This window comes from Amycolatopsis sp. A133, assembly GCF_031082405.1.
In the GTDB taxonomy this organism is placed as follows: Bacteria; Actinomycetota; Actinomycetes; order Mycobacteriales; family Pseudonocardiaceae; genus Amycolatopsis.
Genome location: NZ_JAVHJU010000057.1, coordinates 604,376 through 620,863, shown reverse-complemented (window position 1 = coordinate 620,863; position 16,488 = coordinate 604,376). Strand labels below are relative to the sequence as shown.

Sequence of the window (16,488 nt, the reverse complement as noted above, 5' to 3'; positions counted from 1 at the left end):
CACCCCCCCCCCCCCCGCCACATCGGGGCGCTGGGGTCAGTCGCGGGTGAGGCGGACGCAGCAGAAGCCCGGGTGGGGGTCCAGACGCGCCCGGAGACCGTCGCCGCCCAGACCGTCGCCGCCCGTGCCGTCGAGCATGCCCTCGACCAGGGCGAGGTTCATTTCGCAGACCAGCCGGGTGTGCGTCCGGGCCAGCCGGTGGAACGGGCAGTTGACGAGCAGCACCTCGCCGCCCTCGACGCGGGGCTCGAAGCCGTTGTCCTCCAGCGTGCCGACGATGTCCTGGGCGCCGGCGGCGAGCTCCGCCCCCCGCTCGCGCGCACAGCGCGTCAGGATCTCGCGCGGCGAGCCGCCGGTTTGATCGGCCTCCTCCACCGCCTCCGCCAGCAGGCGGCCCGCCAGCTCGTACTGGCGCTCGGGCAGCGAAATGCTCACCTGCCGGTCCGAGCGGCGGTACAGCTTGGCCGGGCGGCCCGCCCCCGGCCCGCTGCGGCCGGTGCGGCGCTCGTGGCCGACGGCCAGCAGCTGCTCGTCCACCAGGCGGTCGAGGTGGAACGCGACCGTCGCCCGGGGCACGCCGAGCGCGGCGGCGACGTCGTCCCGGCTCACCGGCTCCGGGCGGCGGACGACGTACTCGTACATCCGGCGCCGGGTCGGCTCGTCGAGCGCCGCGACCGCGGCCAGCGCCTGGGTTTCCTGCATCACCGCATTCTAAAACACACACCTGTTGACGAAAACCCCCGGGAGCTTCTAACGTCGGTCCATCTTGATTTTAGAAGGAGGCACGCCCGTGACCGTCGATCCCGTGAGCGCACCGGTCCCGCTGCGGCACCTCGGTGTCGTCCACGACCGCGACGCCGTCGACCTGCACGCGGCGGAGCGCGCGGTCGCCGACCTGCTGCGCGCCCTCGGCAAGGACCCGACATCGGTGCACCTCGGCGACACGCCGCGGCGGGTGGCCCACGCCTACGCGGAAATGCTGCAGCCGCGCGACTTCCAGCTGACGACGTTCCCCAACGACGAAGGCTACGACGAGCTCGTGCTGGCCAAGAGCATCCCGGTGCAGTCGCTGTGCGAGCACCACATGTTGCCCTTCCGGGGCGTTGCGCACGTCGGTTACCTGCCCGGCGAGCGGATCCTCGGCCTGTCGAAGCTCGCCCGTGTCGTCGAGATGTTCGCGCGCGACCTGCAGGTGCAGGAGCGGCTGACCAAGCAGGTCGCGGACTGGCTGCAGGAGCACCTCGCGCCGAAGGGCGTCGGCGTGGTCATCGAAGCCGAGCACCTGTGCATGTCCCTGCGCGGCGTGCGGGCGACCGGGGCGATGACCGTGACGTCGTCGCTGCACGGCCTGCTGCGCGAGGAACCCAAGACGCGGCAGGAGTTCTTCGCCTTGACCGGGGTGAGCGCCTGATGGACACCTTCGTCATCGCCGGCGCCGGGCTGACCGGCGCGAAGGCCGCGGAAACGCTGCGGGCCGAAGGGTTCTCCGGGCGCATCGTCCTCGTCGGCGCCGAGCCGGACCTGCCCTACGAGCGCCCGCCGCTGTCGAAGGGCTACCTGCTCGGCTCGGACGACCGCGCGTCGGTGTTCGTCCACGACGAGAGTGGTACGCCGACCAGGGTGTCGAGGTGCTGACCGGCCGGCGCGTCACGGCACTGCACCGGGCGGCGCACGAGGTGGAACTGGACGGCGGCGAACGCCTCGGGTACACGAAGCTGCTGCTGGCGACCGGGGCGTCGCCGCGGCGGCTGCGGGTGCCCGGCCACGACCTGGACGGCGTCCACTACCTGCGCCGGCTCGCCCACGCCGACCGGCTGCGCGACGCGCTGGCCTCGGGCGGCCGGGTCGTCGTGGCCGGCGCGGGCTGGATCGGCCTGGAGACCGCCGCAGCCGCACGCCACCACGGCTGCCCGGTGACGGTCGTCGAGCCGGGCCCGGCCCCGCTGCACGCCACGCTCGGGCCGGAGCTGGGCGGCTTCTTCGCCGACCTGCACCGCCGCCACGGCGTGGAGCTGCGGTTCGGCACCGGGGTGACGGGTTTCGCGGGCGAATCCGCGGTCTCGGCGGTGCTGACGGACGACGGCGAGATCCCGGCCGACGTGGTCGTCGTCGGCATCGGCGCCCGCCCCGAGACGCAGCCGGCCGCCGACGCGGGACTGGCGGTCGACGACGGTGTCCTCGTGGACGCGGGCCTGCGCACGGAAGACCCGGACATCTTCGCGGCGGGCGACGTCGCGAGCGTGTGGCAGGAGCGCTACGGACGCCACGTGCGCGTGGAGCACTGGGCCGCGGCGACGAACGGCGGCCCGGCGGCGGCACTGGCGATGCTCGGCCGCGACGTGGTCCACGACGACCTGCCGTACTTCTTTTCCGACCAGTACGACGCCGGCATGGAGTTCACCGGCTGGTTCCCGCCGGCCGGCTACGACCGCGTCGTCACCCGGGGGGACGCCGAGGCGTTCCACGCGTTCTGGCTGACCGACGGCCGGGTGGTCGCGGGGCTGCACGTGAACAAGTGGGACGAGGGCCTCGACGCGGTCCGCGAGCTGATCCTCAGTGGACGGACCGTGGACCCGGACCGGCTGGCCGACCCGGCCCGGCCGTTGACGGACTAGCCGCGCGTTCGGGGCGCCGGTTCGCCCGGCGACAGGCTTGGCGGCGGCTCCGCTTGGCCCCCGGCCCGGCCGCTGCCCGGCCCGCGGGCAGCGGCCGCCCCGTCCACTCGAGACCGGGCTGCTCCTCCCGCCGGTGCCGGTCGCTCCCCGCTTGGCACCCGCCCGCGACCCGAAGCCGCCCGTCCACTCAGAACCGAGCTGCTCCTCCCGCCGGTACCGGTCGGTCGCTCCCCGCTTGGCACCCGCCCGCGACCCGAAGCCGCCCGTCCACTCGGAACCGAGCTACTCCTCCCGCCGGTGCCGGCCGCGCCGGGCACCCGCGATCGCGCGTACCCGGGTCGCCAGATCGCCCCGGCGGGAGCGGTGCGCGTACTCCAGCAGCGCCTCGGCCTGCTCCTGCGGCAGCCACCCCTGATCCGCGCCCGCCTCCAGGCGCAGCAGGTGGGTCACCAGCTCGCGGGACTCCTCGTCGTGCTCGCTCGCCCGTTCCGCGAACCGGCGGGCCGCCTCCGCCTCGCCGTCGCACCACGCCGTCATCGCCAGGAGCGTGGCCGTGGCCGTCAGGATGTCGCCGCGGTGGATGCCTCCCTCGGCCGCCAGGTGCTCCGCCAGCTGGAAGCTGCGCGTGCCGACCCCGCCGGCCCCTTCGCTGCGCACCGCGTCCGCGAGTGCGCTGATCTGCCGCGTGACATAGTCCCCGCCCGACAACCCCGCCATGCCGTCCCCTCCGCCGCGCACGCGAACCCGTGCGTCACCCCGACAGGTGTACTCCATCGGCGGCTGGATACGTCGAACGCCCCACCGGTTTCGTCCGATCAGGCGTGAATTCAGCCCGATCGTCCCGGTTCGGCCCGGCGCTGGGACATGTACACCGCCGCGGAGGTGCGCCGCTCGACGCCGAGCTTGTGCAGCACCGACGAGACGTAGTTCTTCACCGTCTTCTCGGCCAGGAACAGCCGCTCGGCGATCTGCCGGTTGGTCAGGCCCTCCGCCACGAGATCGAGCACCCGCCGCTCCTGCGGGCTCAGCTGCTCGTACCGGGGATCGGGCGCCGAGACGTTCTCGCCGCGCAGCTTGTTCATCACCGACGCCGTGAGCGTGGCGTCCAGCAGCGAGCCGCCGGCGGCGACCGTGCGGACGGCCTCGACCAGCGACCGGCCGGAGACCTGCTTCAGCATGTACCCGGCCGCGCCCGCCATGATCGCGCCGAACAGCGCTTCGTCGTCCGAATAGGACGTCAGCATCAGGCAGGCGGGCGGCGGCTCCACGGTGGACCGGATCTCCCGGCACACCGCCACCCCCTCGCCGTCGGGCAGCCGGACGTCGAGGACGGCCACGTCCGGGCGCGCCTGCGGGATCCGCACCAGCGCCTCGGCCGCCGTCCCGGCCTCCCCGACCACCTCGATGTCCGCCTCGGGTTCGAAGACGGTCTTCAGCCCGGTCCGGACCAGTTCGTGGTCGTCCAGCAGGAACACCGCGATCGTCATCGTCCACTCCCCTGCTCGCCGGTCGTCACCGGCAGGTCCGCCGTCCATTCCAGCCGGGCGCCGCCGTCTCCGTCGGCGGCCAGCACGCAGTGGCCGCCCCAGCGGGCCGCCCGGGCGCTCAGGTTGGCCAGGCCGCTGACCCGGCCGGTTTCCGCGGGCGGGCCGGCTCCGTCGTCGCGCACCACCAAGGTCAGCCGCCGGCCGAACCGGTCCACGGTGACCTCGACCGACGAGGACTTCGCCCCGGCGTGCCGTGCGACGTTCGTCAGCGCTTCGCGCAGCGAGGCGATCAGATCGGAGCGGACCGCGTCCGGCACCGCGGCGTCCAGCGGCCCGTCGAAGCCGACGCGCGGCTCGAAACCGAGGGTGTCCCGGGCGTCCACGGCCACGCGCAGCAGTTCCGAGCGGAGGCTGCCCTGGGCCTGCGCGGGCGCCTGCAGCGAGAAGATGCTGTTGCGGATCTCCCGGATCGTGCCGTCGAGGTCCTGGGCGAACCCGGACACGCGCGCGGCGACGCCCGCGTCGGCGATCAGCCTGCTGACGCCCTCCAGCCCGAGCCCGGTCGCGAACAGCCGCTGGATCACCAGGTCGTGCAGGTCGCGGGCGATCCGGTCGCGGTCGGAGAACACCGCCAGCTGCTGGCGCGCTTCCTGTGCACGGGAGAACTCGACGGCGAGCGCGGCGTGCCCGGCGAACGTCTCGGCCAGCTGGACGTCGGAGTCGGTGAACGGCGACCGGTCGCGGAACTTCGCCACCACCAGCACGCCGAGGGTCTCCTCGCCGACGATCAGCGGCACCGAGATCGCCGAGTCCAGGTCCTTGACCATCGCCGGCATCGGCCCGGCGTGGTTGCGCTGCTGCTCCTGCACGTGCTCGCCGTAGTCGCGCACCACGACCGGGCGCCGGGTGGTGAACGCCATCCCGGTGGCGGTGCCCTCGGCCGGCACGGTCAGCCCGGTGAGGCGGTCGGCGTCCTCGCCCGGTGGCTCGACGACGTCGAACACGAGCCGGCCGGGTCCGTCGGGCCGCGCGATCGCGCCGGCCGTCCCGCCGGCGACGACGCGGGCGCGCTCGGCGACGAGCCGGAGCGTGGCCCGCAGGTCCTGGGCCGAGAGCAGCGCGCGGGTGACGTCGTAGGACGCCTCGAGCCAGCGTTCGCGGCGGCGCATCCGGTCGACGAGCAGGGCCTTCTCGACGGCCATCCCGGTGGCCGCGGCGAGCGCGCCGAGCACCTCGCGTTCGCGGCGGCCGAACCCGCCGCCGTCGCCCGGTGCCACGGCGAGGGTGCCGAACGTCCGGTCTCCCACGCGGACCGGCAGCTCGACCGCGCCGTCGCCGAGCGGACCGCGGCCGTACTCGGCGGTGCCGTCGCCGGCCAGGTCCAGCCGGCCGCGCGGGGCCCCGAGCAGCTCGCACGTCGCCGTGACCGCGCGGTCCAGCAGGGCGGGCAGCTCGAGCTCGCGGGCGATGCCGCCCACCGCCGCGAGGATCGCCGGCATGCTGAGTTCGTCCGCCACTTACCGTCGACCCCGCTGGTTCCGCCCGAATCCCGGGCCTGCCCCGGGCCGTCAAGGGTCCCACAGGCCACTGCCCGTGCCGGCCCAATCCGGTTCGTCCATCCGGTGGGTCGATGGCGGGCGCCGCTCCGTTACGGCGATCGCGGGCTCACTCGGCGTGGCAGGCGATGCGGTGACCGCTGATGGTCTCCGCGGGGACGCGCAGGTAGCGGCGGCCCGTCCCGCTGGGCGCCGGGCACGCGCAGCTGAGCTCGCCGAGGTCGACGGCACCGGATTCGGTGGCGCGGCCCAGCAGGCTGACGTACCAGCCGGCGCCCAGATCGGCGGCGAATTCGTCGACCTCGAACGCGACGACGGCGTCACGCGCGCCCGCGTACAGCGGGCTCCCGGCCGGCACGGCGAACACCACGGCGTCGTCGACGACGGTGAAGCGCACCGGACGCACGGCCGGCATGGCCCGGTGGGTGAAGATCACCCGTCCGAGGCTCGCCGTCCGGAGCAAGGCGAGGCACTGCTGCCGGTCCAGCAGCAGCCCGAAGCCCACGTCGTCCACCATCGCGTCCCTGTGTTTCTCCTGTGAAATCCCCGGTCACCAGCGTGATCGGTTCGCCCGGTTCGCCGATAGGGCCGTTCGGCCCGGCCAGGGCCGCGGGCCCGGCACACACATCCCGGCGCGGCCCGCCAGGGCCGGAAGACCCGGTTCGCGACGGCCGCCCGGCCGGTGTGACGGCCACGCGCTGTGACCTAGCGTCGTGACCGTCCGTTGCTGCAAAAAGAAAGAGGGGGTGAGCCCGATGCCGCCGCACTCCGCCGACGGTGGTTCCGCATCCACGGCGACGTTCTCCCTCGACCCGGCGCTCGTCCGGTCCGCGGTGCAGGGCAACCGCGCCGCGGTGGCCGGGCTGCTGCGCGCGCTGCGGCCGATCGTGTTCCGCTACTGCCTCGGGCGGCTGCGCACCTGGCAGGACGGTTCGTCGGACGCCGAGGACTGCGCCCAGGACGTGCTGCTCGCGATCGTCGGCGCCCTGCCGGGGTACCGCCTCACCGCCGACGGCTTCGTGCCGTTCGTCTTCGGCATCGCCGCGCACAAGGTGGCCGACTTCCACCGCCGCCGGGCGCGCGACCGCACCAACCCGGTCGCCGAACTCCCCGCCGGCCGGGCGGGCGGCGGGGACCCGACGAGCGAGGAGGTCGAGCGGTCCGCCGCGCTCGACTGGTCGTCCGGGCTGCTCGACACGCTCCCGCCGCGCCAGCGCGAGATCCTCGTTATGCGCATCATCCTCGGCATGACGGCCGAGGAGACGGCCGCCGCGGTCGGCCTCGGCAGCGCCGGCGCGGTCCGCGTCGCCCAGCACCGCGCCCTCGCGACCTTGCGGCGCAGCCTGGCCGGCCACAAAGAGGCGGCTTCCTGAGGCTTGCGGCGCAGCGCGTGCGACGATGCCCCGATGACCCCGCTGCTGATCGTCGTCGGCGGTCTGCCCGCGACCGGGAAAACGACGGTCGCCGCGGAACTGGCGCGCCGCACCGGCTTCGCCTTCCTGCGCGTCGACACGATCGAGCAGGCGATCCTGCGCAGCACGGAGCTCGGCCGGCCGCTGGGGCCGGCCGGCTACGTCGTCGCCCGGGAGGTGGCCGCCGACGTGCTCCGCACCGGGGTGAGCGTGATCGCCGAGTGCGTCAACCCGCTCGCCGTCACCCGGGACGCCTGGCGGGCGACGGGCACCGACGCCGGGGCCCGGGTGCTGGAAACCGAAATCGTCTGCTCGGACCCGGTCGAACACCGGCGGCGGGCGGAAACCCGCGATAGCGGCATCCCGGGGCTCGTTCCGCCCACCTGGGCGGAGATCGTCGCCCGCGAGTACGAACCGTGGAGCCGCGACCGGCTCGTCGTCGACACTGCGGGGCGGACGGTCGGCGAAGCGGTGTCGATCGTCGCCGCGGCTTTCGGCGATCCGAAAGCCTGAATGGGCGCGCGAAGCCGCCATTCTTCCCATTCCGAGGCAATTCCCGGCACGCCTCCGGCCCACAGGCATTCACCAGGCCTCACCGAGGGATACGGACGCCGGTTCACTTCGGTTCAAACTTTTTTCGACGAACCTCTCGACCCAGGAGAACTCGCAGGTCAAGGCCGCCTTTCGTCACGGAAACGCCAACCCGGCCTGACGGTTCGTAACGACCGAAAAGAACATCTTGCCCGGTGTCAAACGCCCGTGTAGCGTCCATAACGGAACGATAACCAGCCGGTTGACGGCGCGGCCACGGGCAGGTGACCGTGCGACCACTGATGTCGGGTCAGTGGACCAGCCGGACGTCGTTCCTTGCCGACGTAATCTCGCTAGAACCCCGCCTGTCCGGGACGAGCCTGGGCTCGTACCCGTTCAGTGTCGCGCGTTCCCGCCAGCCCGACACCCGGAGGATTTTCCCATGTCCCGCACCCAAGGACGGCATCGTCTTTCCCGCAGAACGAAGATCGCGACCGGCGGCCTCGCCCTCGCGATCGCGGTCGGCGGCATCGTCGTCGCGACGACCACCGGCAACACCGGGGAAGCCAGCGCCGACGAAGCGAACCCCGCCTTCTTCGTCGACATCCTGAAGGTGAAGCCGAACCAGTTCGACCCGCGCCCGGTCACCGGCGCGGCGACGGGCACGTTCACCGTCGACTGCGGCCGCAACGAGAACCAGCACTTCAACCCGGACAACTTCATCGCCCAGCCCGGCGTCCGCAACGGTGCCCAGCACCTGCACGACTACGTCGGCAACCTGTCGACGAACGCCGACTCGAACAACAAGAGCCTGGTGAAGGCCGGGACCACCTGCCGGAACGGCGACAAGTCCGCCTACTTCTGGCCCGTGGTCCGCATCGACACCGGCGAAGAAGAGGAGAACGAGCCCGCCAAGGTGCCCGACGGCGACCGGGCGCAGGCCGACCGCGAGGCGAAGACCGCCCAGGTGGCGTGCCCGGACGTCGCCAGCAAGCTGGCCGACATCCCCGACCAGGCCATGGCCGAGGTCGACGGCAACCTGGACCAGCTCGACTCCCAGACCGACGAGGCCAACCAGCGCATCGCCGCGACGCAGGGCCAAGGCGGCCAGGACTTCGTGCGCAACGCGATCCTGAACCCGCTCAAGGACCGGCGCAGCGCCATCATCGACCGGATCGCCACCGCGATCGGCCGGTTCACGCAAAAACCGCGTGACCTCGGCGACCTCGCGCCGTGCGCGACGAAGCCGGGCAAGGACACCGGAACGCCGACGCCGCCGCCGAGCACCACGGCCGGTGGCGCGCTGCCCGGGCAGGACGAGAACAACGAGCTGCCCGGCAACGACGGCCAGATCCTGCGGCCGCAACGGGTCCAGCTCACCTTCCGCGGCAGCCCGGTCGGGAAGGTCGTGGCGATGCCGCGCTTCCTGCGCGTGCTCTACGGCGACGCGAAGGTCTCGACCAACGGGCCCGCCAACGCCAAGGCGAGCTGGACCTGCACCGGCTTCGAGAACCGCCTGGTCGACAAGTACCCGATCTGCCCGGAGGGCAGCAAGGTCAAGCGCGTCCACACGTTCCCGAGCTGCTGGGACGGCAAGAACACCGACAGCGCCAACCACCGCACGCACATCGTGTTCCCGGACCGGTTCGGCCGGTGCGGCAACGGGTTCAAGGCGGTGCCACAGCTGCAGATCTCGCTGACCTACGACATCCCGCGGGACATCCAGCTCAAGAAGCAGTACAAAGTGGACGCTTTCCCGCAGGAGAAGCACAACCCGCTGTCCGACCACGACGACTTCGCCAACGTGATGTCGCAGCGGATCATGAACGGCCTGGTGAACTGCGTGAACCGCGGACGGACCTGCCGGGCGTGACCCCGGCTCCGGCGGCGCACCCGGGGATGGTGCGCCGCCGGCCCGCGGCCAGTGCGACCTCGACCGCCTCTCCCAGTCCGGCGACGACCGGCACGGACCGGGCGTCGAGGCTTTCCCTCGTGTGCAACGCATCCTCTCCGGCGTCGTAGAGCACACACCTCGCGCCGCATTCTTCCGCGGCCACCGCGTCGTCGACGCTGTCGCCGATCAGCAGCACTTCCGCCGGATCCACCCCGAGCCGCCCGAGATGACGCGCCAACCGAGGCGCCTTGCGGCCGGGGCCCGGTTCCCGCGCCCCGTCGATCAGGACGAAGAACTCCGCAATGCCCTTCTCCGCCGTGAGGCGCAGCAGTTTCCCGTGGTCGTACAGCGACAGCAGCGACTGGCTCCGTCCGGTTCGCTGCCAGCGGGACAACGCGGCGGCGGCGTCCGGAGCCAGCTCGGTCCGGCCGAGGTATCCGGTGTACCGCCGGCGGAAGTCCCCGAGCAGCCGCTCGTGCTCGGCCGCGGTGAGCGTCCGCCCGGCCAGCCGCTCGAAGAACACGTTCACCGCCTTGGTGTGGTGCTGCCGGTAAAGCGTTCTGGTGACCGGGAACCCCGCGGCGGCGAAAGCTTCGAGCGTCGCTTCGATCAGCGCGCGGTTGTCCGCGAACAGCGTCCCGTTCCAATCCCAGACGAGGTGGGAGATCCCGTTCACGCGCGGCCCCTCCCCCGGCGGGCCGATAGGATCACGGCATGCCCGAAATTCGTGTGGCCGAAGGTTCCGGTGTCGGGGTGCTCGGTCAGGGACGTCCCAGTGAAGACCGCGTCGTGGTGCTCGACGACGCCGTTGTCGTCCTCGACGGCGCCACCAACCTCACCCCCGGGCTGCCCAGCGGCGGCTGGTACGCCGACCGGCTCGCCGAGCAGCTCGGCGCCGGCCTGCGGGCGGCACCGGACCGCGATCTCGCCGCACTGCTCGAAGACGCGATCCGCGAAGTGGCGACGGCGCACGAGCTGGTGCCCGGCGCGTCGCCCTCCAGCACGGTGGCGATCGCGCGGTGGACCCAAGACCGGGTGGACGCGCTCGTGCTGGCCGACAGCCCGGTCGTCGCGTTCGCCGGCGGGCAGGCCCGGCCCCTCGTCGACGACCGGCTGAGCCGGCTGCCCGCCTCCCGGCACACCTATCCGCAGCTGCTGCGCAGCGGCGCGGGGTACGGGGAAGAACTCGCCGGCGCGCTGCGCACCGGGATGGCCACGACCGCCCAGCGGTACCGCAACCGCGAGCACGGCTTCTGGGTGGCCGAAGCCGATCCGGCGGCCGCGGGCCAGGCCGTGCAGGCGAGCTGGGACCGCCGCGAGCTCGACGGCCTGCTGCTCGCCACGGACGGGGTGTCCTGCGGCGTCGACGAATACGGCCTGTTCGACTGGCCGGAGGCGTTCGCGCTGGCGCGGGCCGAAGGGCCCGGCGCGGTGCTCGCCGCCGTCCGGCACGCCGAGCTCGAGGACCCCGACGGGCTCCGCTGGCCCCGCCCGAAGCGTCACGACGACCAGCTGCTGGTCCTGGTCGACGGGCTCTGATCCGGCGCCGCGCCCAGCACCGTACGGCCGTCGTGGGCGCGGACGCGCACGTCCGATCCGCCCAGCGCGTCGAAGACGCGCACCGCGAACACCTCGGTGAGCAGCGCCGGGACTTCCTCCGGCCGGATCCACCGGAAGTCGCGGACCTCGTCGTTCACGGTGAGGGTGCCGCCCGCGGGCCGTCCGCGGAACATCAACGCCACCACGGCCGCCTCCATGTGCTTGTAGACGCCGGTGAGCCGCTCGACGTCGAGGTCGAGACCGGTCTCCTCCCGCACCTCGCGGCGCACGCCGGCGTGGATGTCCTCGGCCAGTTCCAGCACCCCGCCCGGGGGTTCCCACGCTCCGTTGTCGCGCCGCTGCGTCACCAGGATCCGGCCGTCGGGCCGCACGATCGTCGCGGCCACGCTGACCGAGTGCCGGGGAGTCGTCACCGGGGAGCCTCCTGTTCTGCCGGGGAAGGTTCCGGCGGGGACTGTTCTGCGGGGGACATCGGGACGTCGCCGGTCCTCGTGATGCCGGCGGCCAGCACGAGGAGCAGGGCGGCGAACGTCAGGAAGGCCACGGTGAGCCCGGCGACCTGCGCGGCGAGCCCGCCCAGCAGGGAACCGCCGAACTGGCCGGCGAAGGCGAAGATGAAGTAGACCGCGAGCAGGCGGCCCCGCGTCCCCGCCGTCGAACGGGTGTTGACGGTGGAGTTGGTGATGCTGATCGCGCCCAGCCAGCCTGCCCCGCACAAGGCCGCGGCGACCAGCGCGACGACGACGTGCGGGGCGAACGCCAGCAGCGCCATGCCCCCGGCGGCGGTGACGCTGCACAGCGCGATGAACCGGTTGTAGCCGGTCTTGGCGGCGAGACCGGCGACGAACGGCCCGGCCAGGATCGCGCCCAGGCCGAACGCGCTGAGCAGGCCGCCGAACGCCAAGGCCCCGCCGTGGAGCGAGTCCCGTGCCGCGATCGGCAGCAGGGACATGGCCGGCATCGCGAAGAGCGAGAACAGGAACGCGGTGCCGTAGAGCTTGCGCATCACCGGCAGGCGCAGCGGCTTGACCGGCTCCGCGACCTTGGTCCCCGGCTTCGACGGCGGCAGCAGCCGCCAGACGAGCGCCGCCATGACGGCGAAACTCGCCGCGTCGACGAAGAACGCCGTCGGCGCCCCGGCGGACACCAGCAGCCACGCCCCGATGGTCGGCCCCAGTGTCCGCGCCGCGTTGTAGCCCGTGCTCACCAAGGCGACGGCGCCGTGGACGTCGGCGTCGGGCACCTGGCGGGGCACGGTGGACTGCCACACCGGGTTGTCGAGCGCGACGAAGGCCCCCAGCAGGGCGGTGAGCAGGAACAGCACCGGGATCCGCAGGTGGCCCACCGCGGCGAGGACGCCGAGCGTGCCCGACACGACCATCAGGCCGAGGTTGATGGCGACCAGGACCTTGCGGCGGTCGCGGGTGTCCGCGAGCTTCCCGGCCGTCACCGACAACAGCACGATGGGCAGGGCCTGCAGCGCGTCGACCACGGTGACCAGGAACGGCGAGCCGTCCTGGCTCGCGACCGTCCACCGGGCGGCGACGTTGTGGATCCACGTCCCGAAGAACGACACCACGCCGACCGCCCACAGCCAGCGGAACCGGCTGTGGCGCAGGGGGCGCAGGCCCACCGGCAGGCGGTGGCGCGGTGGCTCGGGACGGTTCGGGGCAGGCATCGGCTCAGCGGCCGGCGGACGCCGTCGCCCGGGACCGCTCGCGCCATTCGACGAGGCTGCGCAACCCGTCCTCGAGCGAAACGCCGGTGGAGAAGCTGAGGAGGTCGGCCGACTTGTCGGGCCCGCCGATGCGCTTGGTCACGAGGTTGGCGGGAATGGCGGCTTCCCGGTATTCCGGCTCGATGTGGATGCCCGTCAGCCTGCTGAGCATGGCCACCACTTCGCGGATCGTCGTGCCCACCCCGGAACAGACGTTGAAGAACCCGCTCGCCACGTCGGACTCCATGGCCCGCACGTTCGCCTTGGCGACGTCGGTGACGTGCACGAAGTCCATCATCTGCGAGCCGTCACCGAAGATCACCGGTGGCTCGCCCGCCTCCAGCCGGTCGAGGACCTTGTGCAGCACGGAGGTGTAGGCGCCCTTGGAGTCCTGACGGGGGCCGTACACGTTGAAGTACCGCAACGCGGCCCACTCCAGCGGGTCCAGCTCGCCGCACGCCAGCAGCAGGTGCTCGGCGGCGATCTTGTTGGCGCCGTACAGCGTCCGGTTGTGGTACGGGTGTTCCTCCGTCATCGGGACGATCTGCGGCTGCCCGTAGACGCTGGCGGACGAGGAGTGCACGATCTTGCGCACCCCGGCGCGGGCCGCGGCGCGGAAGACGTTCCAGTTGCCGGTCACGTTGATCGTGAAGGCGTCTTCCGGCGATTCGTTGCTGGCCACGATGCCGATCGCGGCCAGGTTGAAGACGCCGTCGACCCCGGTCATCGCCGCCGAGAGGCGGTCGAAGTCGCGGATGTCCGGGTGGTCGTCGAGCACCGTCAGCCGCGGATCGGCCGAAGCCTCCGCCAGGTTCCGCAGCGAGCCGCGGACGAGTGAGTCGTAGACGACCACTTCGGCGACCTGCGTCTTCAACAGCCGGTCGACGACGTGGCTTCCGATGAATCCCGCCCCGCCCACGACAAGAATTCGCTTACCCGTCAGATCCATGGCTGTCCCAGCCCTCCCAGTCGGATTGCTTCCCCCGTGATCCCGTCACGCCTACCCCGTTTCCGGGTCGCTAAACATGGGATTCGGAAGTTTTTTCGGCGGCGGATTCGCCGCCCGGATATCCGAGGATACCGGCGCCTATTCCCGCTCTGTCAAGCCGATTCCGGTCCGGCGAAACGTTTCGGCCAGGACATCAACATAGCCCGTACGCAGTAGTGTTACGACCTTGTGTCACCGCTCCAGGCAGCCTCCTTCACCGTTTCAGCCGTATCCGGACCCCTGCACCCCGTCGTCTCTCACCGAACGTGAACACAGTCCCGCAATGCCGAGACATCGATTACCCGAACGCCTGTGCGGTCGGTCCGATTTGTGTTAGAACTAATCGGGCCTCGGTGCCGAAACAAGGGGGAAACACATGCGGATGCTTCGCCGCGGCGACATGGGAGCCGATGTCGCCGATATCAACGCACTGCTGCAGGCGCTGGGGCTCCTCGGCCCGGACGGTGAAAAGGACGGTCCCGCGGTATTCACCGCCGAAACCGAACGCGCGGTGCTCGCTTTCCAGCAGGAACGCGGCCTCCGCGCCGACGGCACGGTCGGCCGCGCGACGTACCAGGTGCTGCGGGGCGCCCAGTTCCACCTGGGCAGCCGCCCCCTCGCCTACATCTTCTCCGCACCCCTGTACGGCGACGACGTCCTCGCCCTGCAACGGCAGCTCAACGGGCTCGGGTACGACCTCGGCCGGTGCGACGCGTGCTTCGGTCCCCGGACGCTGAGCGCGGTGCGCCGGTTCCAGCACGACACGGGCCTGGACCCGGACGGCGTGTGCGGGGCCGAAACCGTGCGCGCCCTGCGCCGCCTGGTCCGCGCGCCGGCCGGCGGCGGGCGCCCGGTCCTGCTGCGGGAACAGGAAAAGCTGCGGACCTCCGGCCGCCGCCTGCGCGGCAAGCGGATCATCATCGACCCCGGCCACGGCGGCCCGGACCCCGGCGCGGTGCACGGCAGCACCACCGAGGCGGACCTGATGTGGGACCTGGCCAGACGGCTCGAGGGCCACATGGTCGCGGTCGGGATGGACGCGCTGCTCTCGCGCGGCCCCCGCAACTGCCCGCCGGTCGCGAACCGGGCCGAGCTGGCCAACGCGGCCGACGCCGACCTCCTGCTGTCGCTGCACTGCGACAGCAACGAGTCGGCGAAGGCGAGCGGGGTGGCCGGCTTCTACTTCGGCACCGGCGACGTGACGACCGCGACGGCGGGCGAGCTCCTGGCCCGGTTCGTCCAGCGCGAGCTGGTGGCCAGGACCGGCCTGCCGGACTGCGGCACCCACCCCAGGACGTGGGACATCCTGACGCGCTGCCGGTGCCCGGCCCTGCGCGTCGAGATCGGCTACCTGTCCAACCCCCTGGACCGGGCCCGCCTCGAGGACCCCGCCTTCCGCGACCTCGTGGCCGAAGGGATCCTCGTCGCGGTGAAACGGCTGTACCTGATGGACGCGGTGGACCAGCCGATGACGGGAACGTTCACCGTCGACGACGTCCTCCGCCACGAACTCGCCTGACCGGGCGGCTCCCCGGCGTAACGCGGCACCGGACTGAGGCGACTCACGAAGGTCCGACCGGGGAGGAAGCATGGCGAAACGTCTGGTGATCTGCTGCGACGGCACCTGGAACACCCTTCGCCAGCCGGCGCCGACGAACGTGGGGCAGGTCCGGAAGGCCGTCGCGCCCGCCGACCCGGCCGGGGTGGAGCAGCGGGTGTACTACCGCGAAGGAGTCGGTACCGGGAAGCTGTGGGACCGGCTCATCGGCGGCGCTTTCGGCGTCGGGCTCTCCGCGAACGTGCAGGACGCCTACCGGTTCGTCGTCGACCACTACGAGCCCGGCGACGAGCTCTTCTTCTTCGGCTTCAGCCGCGGCGCCTACACCGCGCGCAGCACCGTGGGCTTCATCCGCAACTGCGGCGTCCTGCGCCCCGCCGAGGCCGGGCGGCTCGAGGAGGCCTACCGGCTCTACCGCGACCGCGACCGGATCGCCTCCGGCCCGGACAGCCCGCGGGCTCGTGACTTCCGCGCGAAGTACGCCCGCGAAGACCGCACGCCCATCCGGTTCGTCGGCGTGTGGGACACCGTCGGCGCGCTGGGCATCCCCCTCAGCGGCGGCCGGCTGATCCACCGGCTGAACAAGCGCTGGCAGTTCCACGACATGGAGCTGACCTCGATCGTGGAAGCGGCCTTCCAGGCGCTGGCGGTGGACGAGCACCGGAAGTCGTTCAGCCCGGCCGTCTGGCACCCGGCGAAAGCGGCCGGCGGCCGGATCCGCGAACAGGTCTGGTTCGCCGGCGCCCACTCCGACGTCGGCGGCGGATACCGCCAGCCGGCCCTGTCCGACCTCGCTCTGCGGTGGATGGTGGACCGCGCCGAGCGGTGCGGCCTCGCCTTCGCGCCGGACGCCTTCGCGCACCTGGCCGCCCGCGACGAACTCGGCGAGCTGCACAATTCGCTCAAGGCGCTCTTCCGGTGGTTCGGCTCGGCGGACCGCGAGCTCGGCCGGGTGGACCCGGCGACGGAGTTCGCGGGGTCCTGCGCGCTGCACCGCCACGAGCAGATGCAGCCGCCGTACCGGCCCGGGAACCTGCTCGGCTACCTCGCGGATCCGGCGCACCAGATCATGAAGGTGTGACCCGGAATTCGTCGTCGGTCCGATTCGGACGTCCGTTGTGGACCAAGACGGCTATGTGTTCGGCTCCTGCTCGCCGGGGCACGCGAACC

The 16,488-nt window shown here is 72.3% G+C and carries 16 protein-coding genes and 1 pseudogene; 8 read left to right on the top strand and 9 right to left on the bottom strand.

Going from position 1 to position 16,488, the window contains the following annotated elements:
- Window positions 1-36 precede the first annotated feature (36 nt).
- The gene (locus Q5425_RS35155; RefSeq protein WP_308676670.1) at window positions 37-702 is read right to left on the bottom strand and encodes a helix-turn-helix domain-containing protein; all 666 of its coding nucleotides are present in this window, start codon (window positions 700-702) and stop codon (window positions 37-39) included.
- An 88-nt stretch (window positions 703-790) separates the two neighbouring features.
- Between Q5425_RS35155 and folE the strand changes: the two genes are divergently transcribed.
- On the top strand, window positions 791-1,411 hold the full coding sequence (gene folE / locus Q5425_RS35150; protein WP_396135314.1) for a GTP cyclohydrolase I FolE: 621 nt from the start codon (window positions 791-793) through the stop codon (window positions 1,409-1,411).
- A pseudogene (locus tag Q5425_RS35145) lies at window positions 1,411-2,615 on the top strand (NAD(P)/FAD-dependent oxidoreductase). The gene folE and the pseudogene Q5425_RS35145 overlap by 1 nt, the downstream one beginning before the upstream one ends.
- Before the next feature lie 282 nt (window positions 2,616-2,897).
- Here Q5425_RS35145 and Q5425_RS35140 read toward each other — a convergent pair.
- The 4 genes from Q5425_RS35140 to Q5425_RS35125 form a co-directional block, all read right to left on the bottom strand.
- Entirely contained in the window at window positions 2,898-3,332 is a 435-nt protein-coding gene (locus Q5425_RS35140) for a hypothetical protein (RefSeq protein ID WP_308676669.1), read from the bottom strand.
- Between the two features lie 110 nt (window positions 3,333-3,442).
- Complete coding sequence (locus tag Q5425_RS35135; RefSeq protein ID WP_308676668.1) at window positions 3,443-4,102, bottom strand: response regulator transcription factor; 660 nt, start codon at window positions 4,100-4,102, stop codon at window positions 3,443-3,445.
- Window positions 4,099-5,601 carry a GAF domain-containing protein gene (locus tag Q5425_RS35130; protein WP_308676690.1) on the bottom strand — a complete coding sequence of 501 codons (1,503 nt, stop codon included), beginning with the start codon at window positions 5,599-5,601 and terminating at the stop codon, window positions 4,099-4,101. Before Q5425_RS35130 ends, Q5425_RS35135 begins: the two co-directional genes overlap by 4 nt.
- Window positions 5,602-5,767: 166 nt before the next feature.
- A complete protein-coding gene (locus tag Q5425_RS35125) occupies window positions 5,768-6,175 on the bottom strand; it encodes a pyridoxamine 5'-phosphate oxidase family protein (RefSeq protein WP_308676667.1) in 408 nt (135 codons plus the stop codon).
- Window positions 6,176-6,413: 238 nt separating this feature from the next.
- Between Q5425_RS35125 and Q5425_RS35120 the strand changes: the two genes are divergently transcribed.
- The 3 genes from Q5425_RS35120 (at window position 6,414) to Q5425_RS35110 (ending at window position 9,474) form a co-directional block, all read left to right on the top strand.
- Complete coding sequence (locus tag Q5425_RS35120) at window positions 6,414-7,031, top strand: sigma-70 family RNA polymerase sigma factor (RefSeq protein WP_308676666.1); 618 nt, start codon at window positions 6,414-6,416, stop codon at window positions 7,029-7,031.
- A 33-nt stretch (window positions 7,032-7,064) separates the two neighbouring features.
- Window positions 7,065-7,583, top strand: a complete 519-nt coding sequence (locus tag Q5425_RS35115) for an AAA family ATPase (RefSeq protein WP_308676665.1) — start codon at window positions 7,065-7,067, stop codon at window positions 7,581-7,583.
- Between the two features lie 460 nt (window positions 7,584-8,043).
- Window positions 8,044-9,474: a DUF1996 domain-containing protein gene (locus Q5425_RS35110; RefSeq protein ID WP_308676664.1), complete on the top strand. Its 1,431-nt coding sequence runs from the start codon at window positions 8,044-8,046 to the stop codon at window positions 9,472-9,474.
- On the opposite strand, the gene Q5425_RS35105 is transcribed toward Q5425_RS35110, so the two are convergent.
- Window positions 9,422-10,171, bottom strand: a complete 750-nt coding sequence (locus tag Q5425_RS35105; RefSeq protein WP_308676663.1) for an HAD family hydrolase — start codon at window positions 10,169-10,171, stop codon at window positions 9,422-9,424. The two genes, Q5425_RS35110 and Q5425_RS35105, sit on opposite strands and share 53 nt — an antisense overlap.
- Before the next feature lie 38 nt (window positions 10,172-10,209).
- Between Q5425_RS35105 and Q5425_RS35100 the strand changes: the two genes are divergently transcribed.
- Window positions 10,210-11,034, top strand: coding sequence for a protein phosphatase 2C domain-containing protein (locus Q5425_RS35100; protein ID WP_308676662.1), 825 nt, complete (start codon window positions 10,210-10,212; stop codon window positions 11,032-11,034).
- Here the strand turns inward: Q5425_RS35100 and Q5425_RS35095 are convergent.
- From Q5425_RS35095 to Q5425_RS35085, 3 genes are read right to left on the bottom strand one after another with little or no spacing between them, the layout of a single operon-like run.
- On the bottom strand, window positions 10,995-11,468 hold the full coding sequence (locus Q5425_RS35095; RefSeq protein ID WP_308676661.1) for an NUDIX hydrolase: 474 nt from the start codon (window positions 11,466-11,468) through the stop codon (window positions 10,995-10,997). The genes Q5425_RS35100 and Q5425_RS35095 overlap by 40 nt on opposite strands.
- Window positions 11,465-12,733: an MFS transporter gene (locus Q5425_RS35090; protein WP_308676660.1), complete on the bottom strand. Its 1,269-nt coding sequence runs from the start codon at window positions 12,731-12,733 to the stop codon at window positions 11,465-11,467. The genes Q5425_RS35095 and Q5425_RS35090 overlap by 4 nt, the downstream gene beginning before the upstream one ends.
- Before the next feature lie 4 nt (window positions 12,734-12,737).
- On the bottom strand, window positions 12,738-13,691 hold the full coding sequence (locus Q5425_RS35085) for an NAD-dependent epimerase/dehydratase family protein (RefSeq protein WP_308676659.1): 954 nt from the start codon (window positions 13,689-13,691) through the stop codon (window positions 12,738-12,740).
- Between the two features lie 445 nt (window positions 13,692-14,136).
- On the opposite strand from Q5425_RS35085, the gene Q5425_RS35080 reads away from it, so the two are divergent.
- Window positions 14,137-15,279 carry an N-acetylmuramoyl-L-alanine amidase gene (locus Q5425_RS35080; protein WP_308676658.1) on the top strand — a complete coding sequence of 381 codons (1,143 nt, stop codon included), beginning with the start codon at window positions 14,137-14,139 and terminating at the stop codon, window positions 15,277-15,279.
- Between the two features lie 70 nt (window positions 15,280-15,349).
- The gene (locus Q5425_RS35075) at window positions 15,350-16,399 is read left to right on the top strand and encodes a phospholipase effector Tle1 domain-containing protein (protein ID WP_308676657.1); all 1,050 of its coding nucleotides are present in this window, start codon (window positions 15,350-15,352) and stop codon (window positions 16,397-16,399) included.
- Window positions 16,400-16,488 lie beyond the last annotated feature (89 nt).

What these genes read in the sequence shown, in the direction of transcription:
- Q5425_RS35135 (WP_308676668.1), bottom strand. Translation starts at nt 4,102, where the DNA reads ATGACGATCGCGGTGTTCCTGCTGGACGACCACGAACTGGTCCGGACC.
- Q5425_RS35120 (WP_308676666.1), top strand. Translation starts at nt 6,414, where the DNA reads ATGCCGCCGCACTCCGCCGACGGTGGTTCCGCATCCACGGCGACGTTC.
- Q5425_RS35155 (WP_308676670.1), bottom strand. Translation starts at nt 702, where the DNA reads ATGCAGGAAACCCAGGCGCTGGCCGCGGTCGCGGCGCTCGACGAGCCG.
- Q5425_RS35080 (WP_308676658.1), top strand. Translation starts at nt 14,137, where the DNA reads ATGCGGATGCTTCGCCGCGGCGACATGGGAGCCGATGTCGCCGATATC.
- Q5425_RS35130 (WP_308676690.1), bottom strand. Translation starts at nt 5,601, where the DNA reads ATGCCGGCGATCCTCGCGGCGGTGGGCGGCATCGCCCGCGAGCTCGAG.
- Q5425_RS35125 (WP_308676667.1), bottom strand. Translation starts at nt 6,175, where the DNA reads ATGGTGGACGACGTGGGCTTCGGGCTGCTGCTGGACCGGCAGCAGTGC.
- Q5425_RS35115 (WP_308676665.1), top strand. Translation starts at nt 7,065, where the DNA reads ATGACCCCGCTGCTGATCGTCGTCGGCGGTCTGCCCGCGACCGGGAAA.
- Q5425_RS35110 (WP_308676664.1), top strand. Translation starts at nt 8,044, where the DNA reads ATGTCCCGCACCCAAGGACGGCATCGTCTTTCCCGCAGAACGAAGATC.
- Q5425_RS35140 (WP_308676669.1), bottom strand. Translation starts at nt 3,332, where the DNA reads ATGGCGGGGTTGTCGGGCGGGGACTATGTCACGCGGCAGATCAGCGCA.
- Q5425_RS35090 (WP_308676660.1), bottom strand. Translation starts at nt 12,733, where the DNA reads ATGCCTGCCCCGAACCGTCCCGAGCCACCGCGCCACCGCCTGCCGGTG.
- Q5425_RS35100 (WP_308676662.1), top strand. Translation starts at nt 10,210, where the DNA reads ATGCCCGAAATTCGTGTGGCCGAAGGTTCCGGTGTCGGGGTGCTCGGT.
- Q5425_RS35075 (WP_308676657.1), top strand. Translation starts at nt 15,350, where the DNA reads ATGGCGAAACGTCTGGTGATCTGCTGCGACGGCACCTGGAACACCCTT.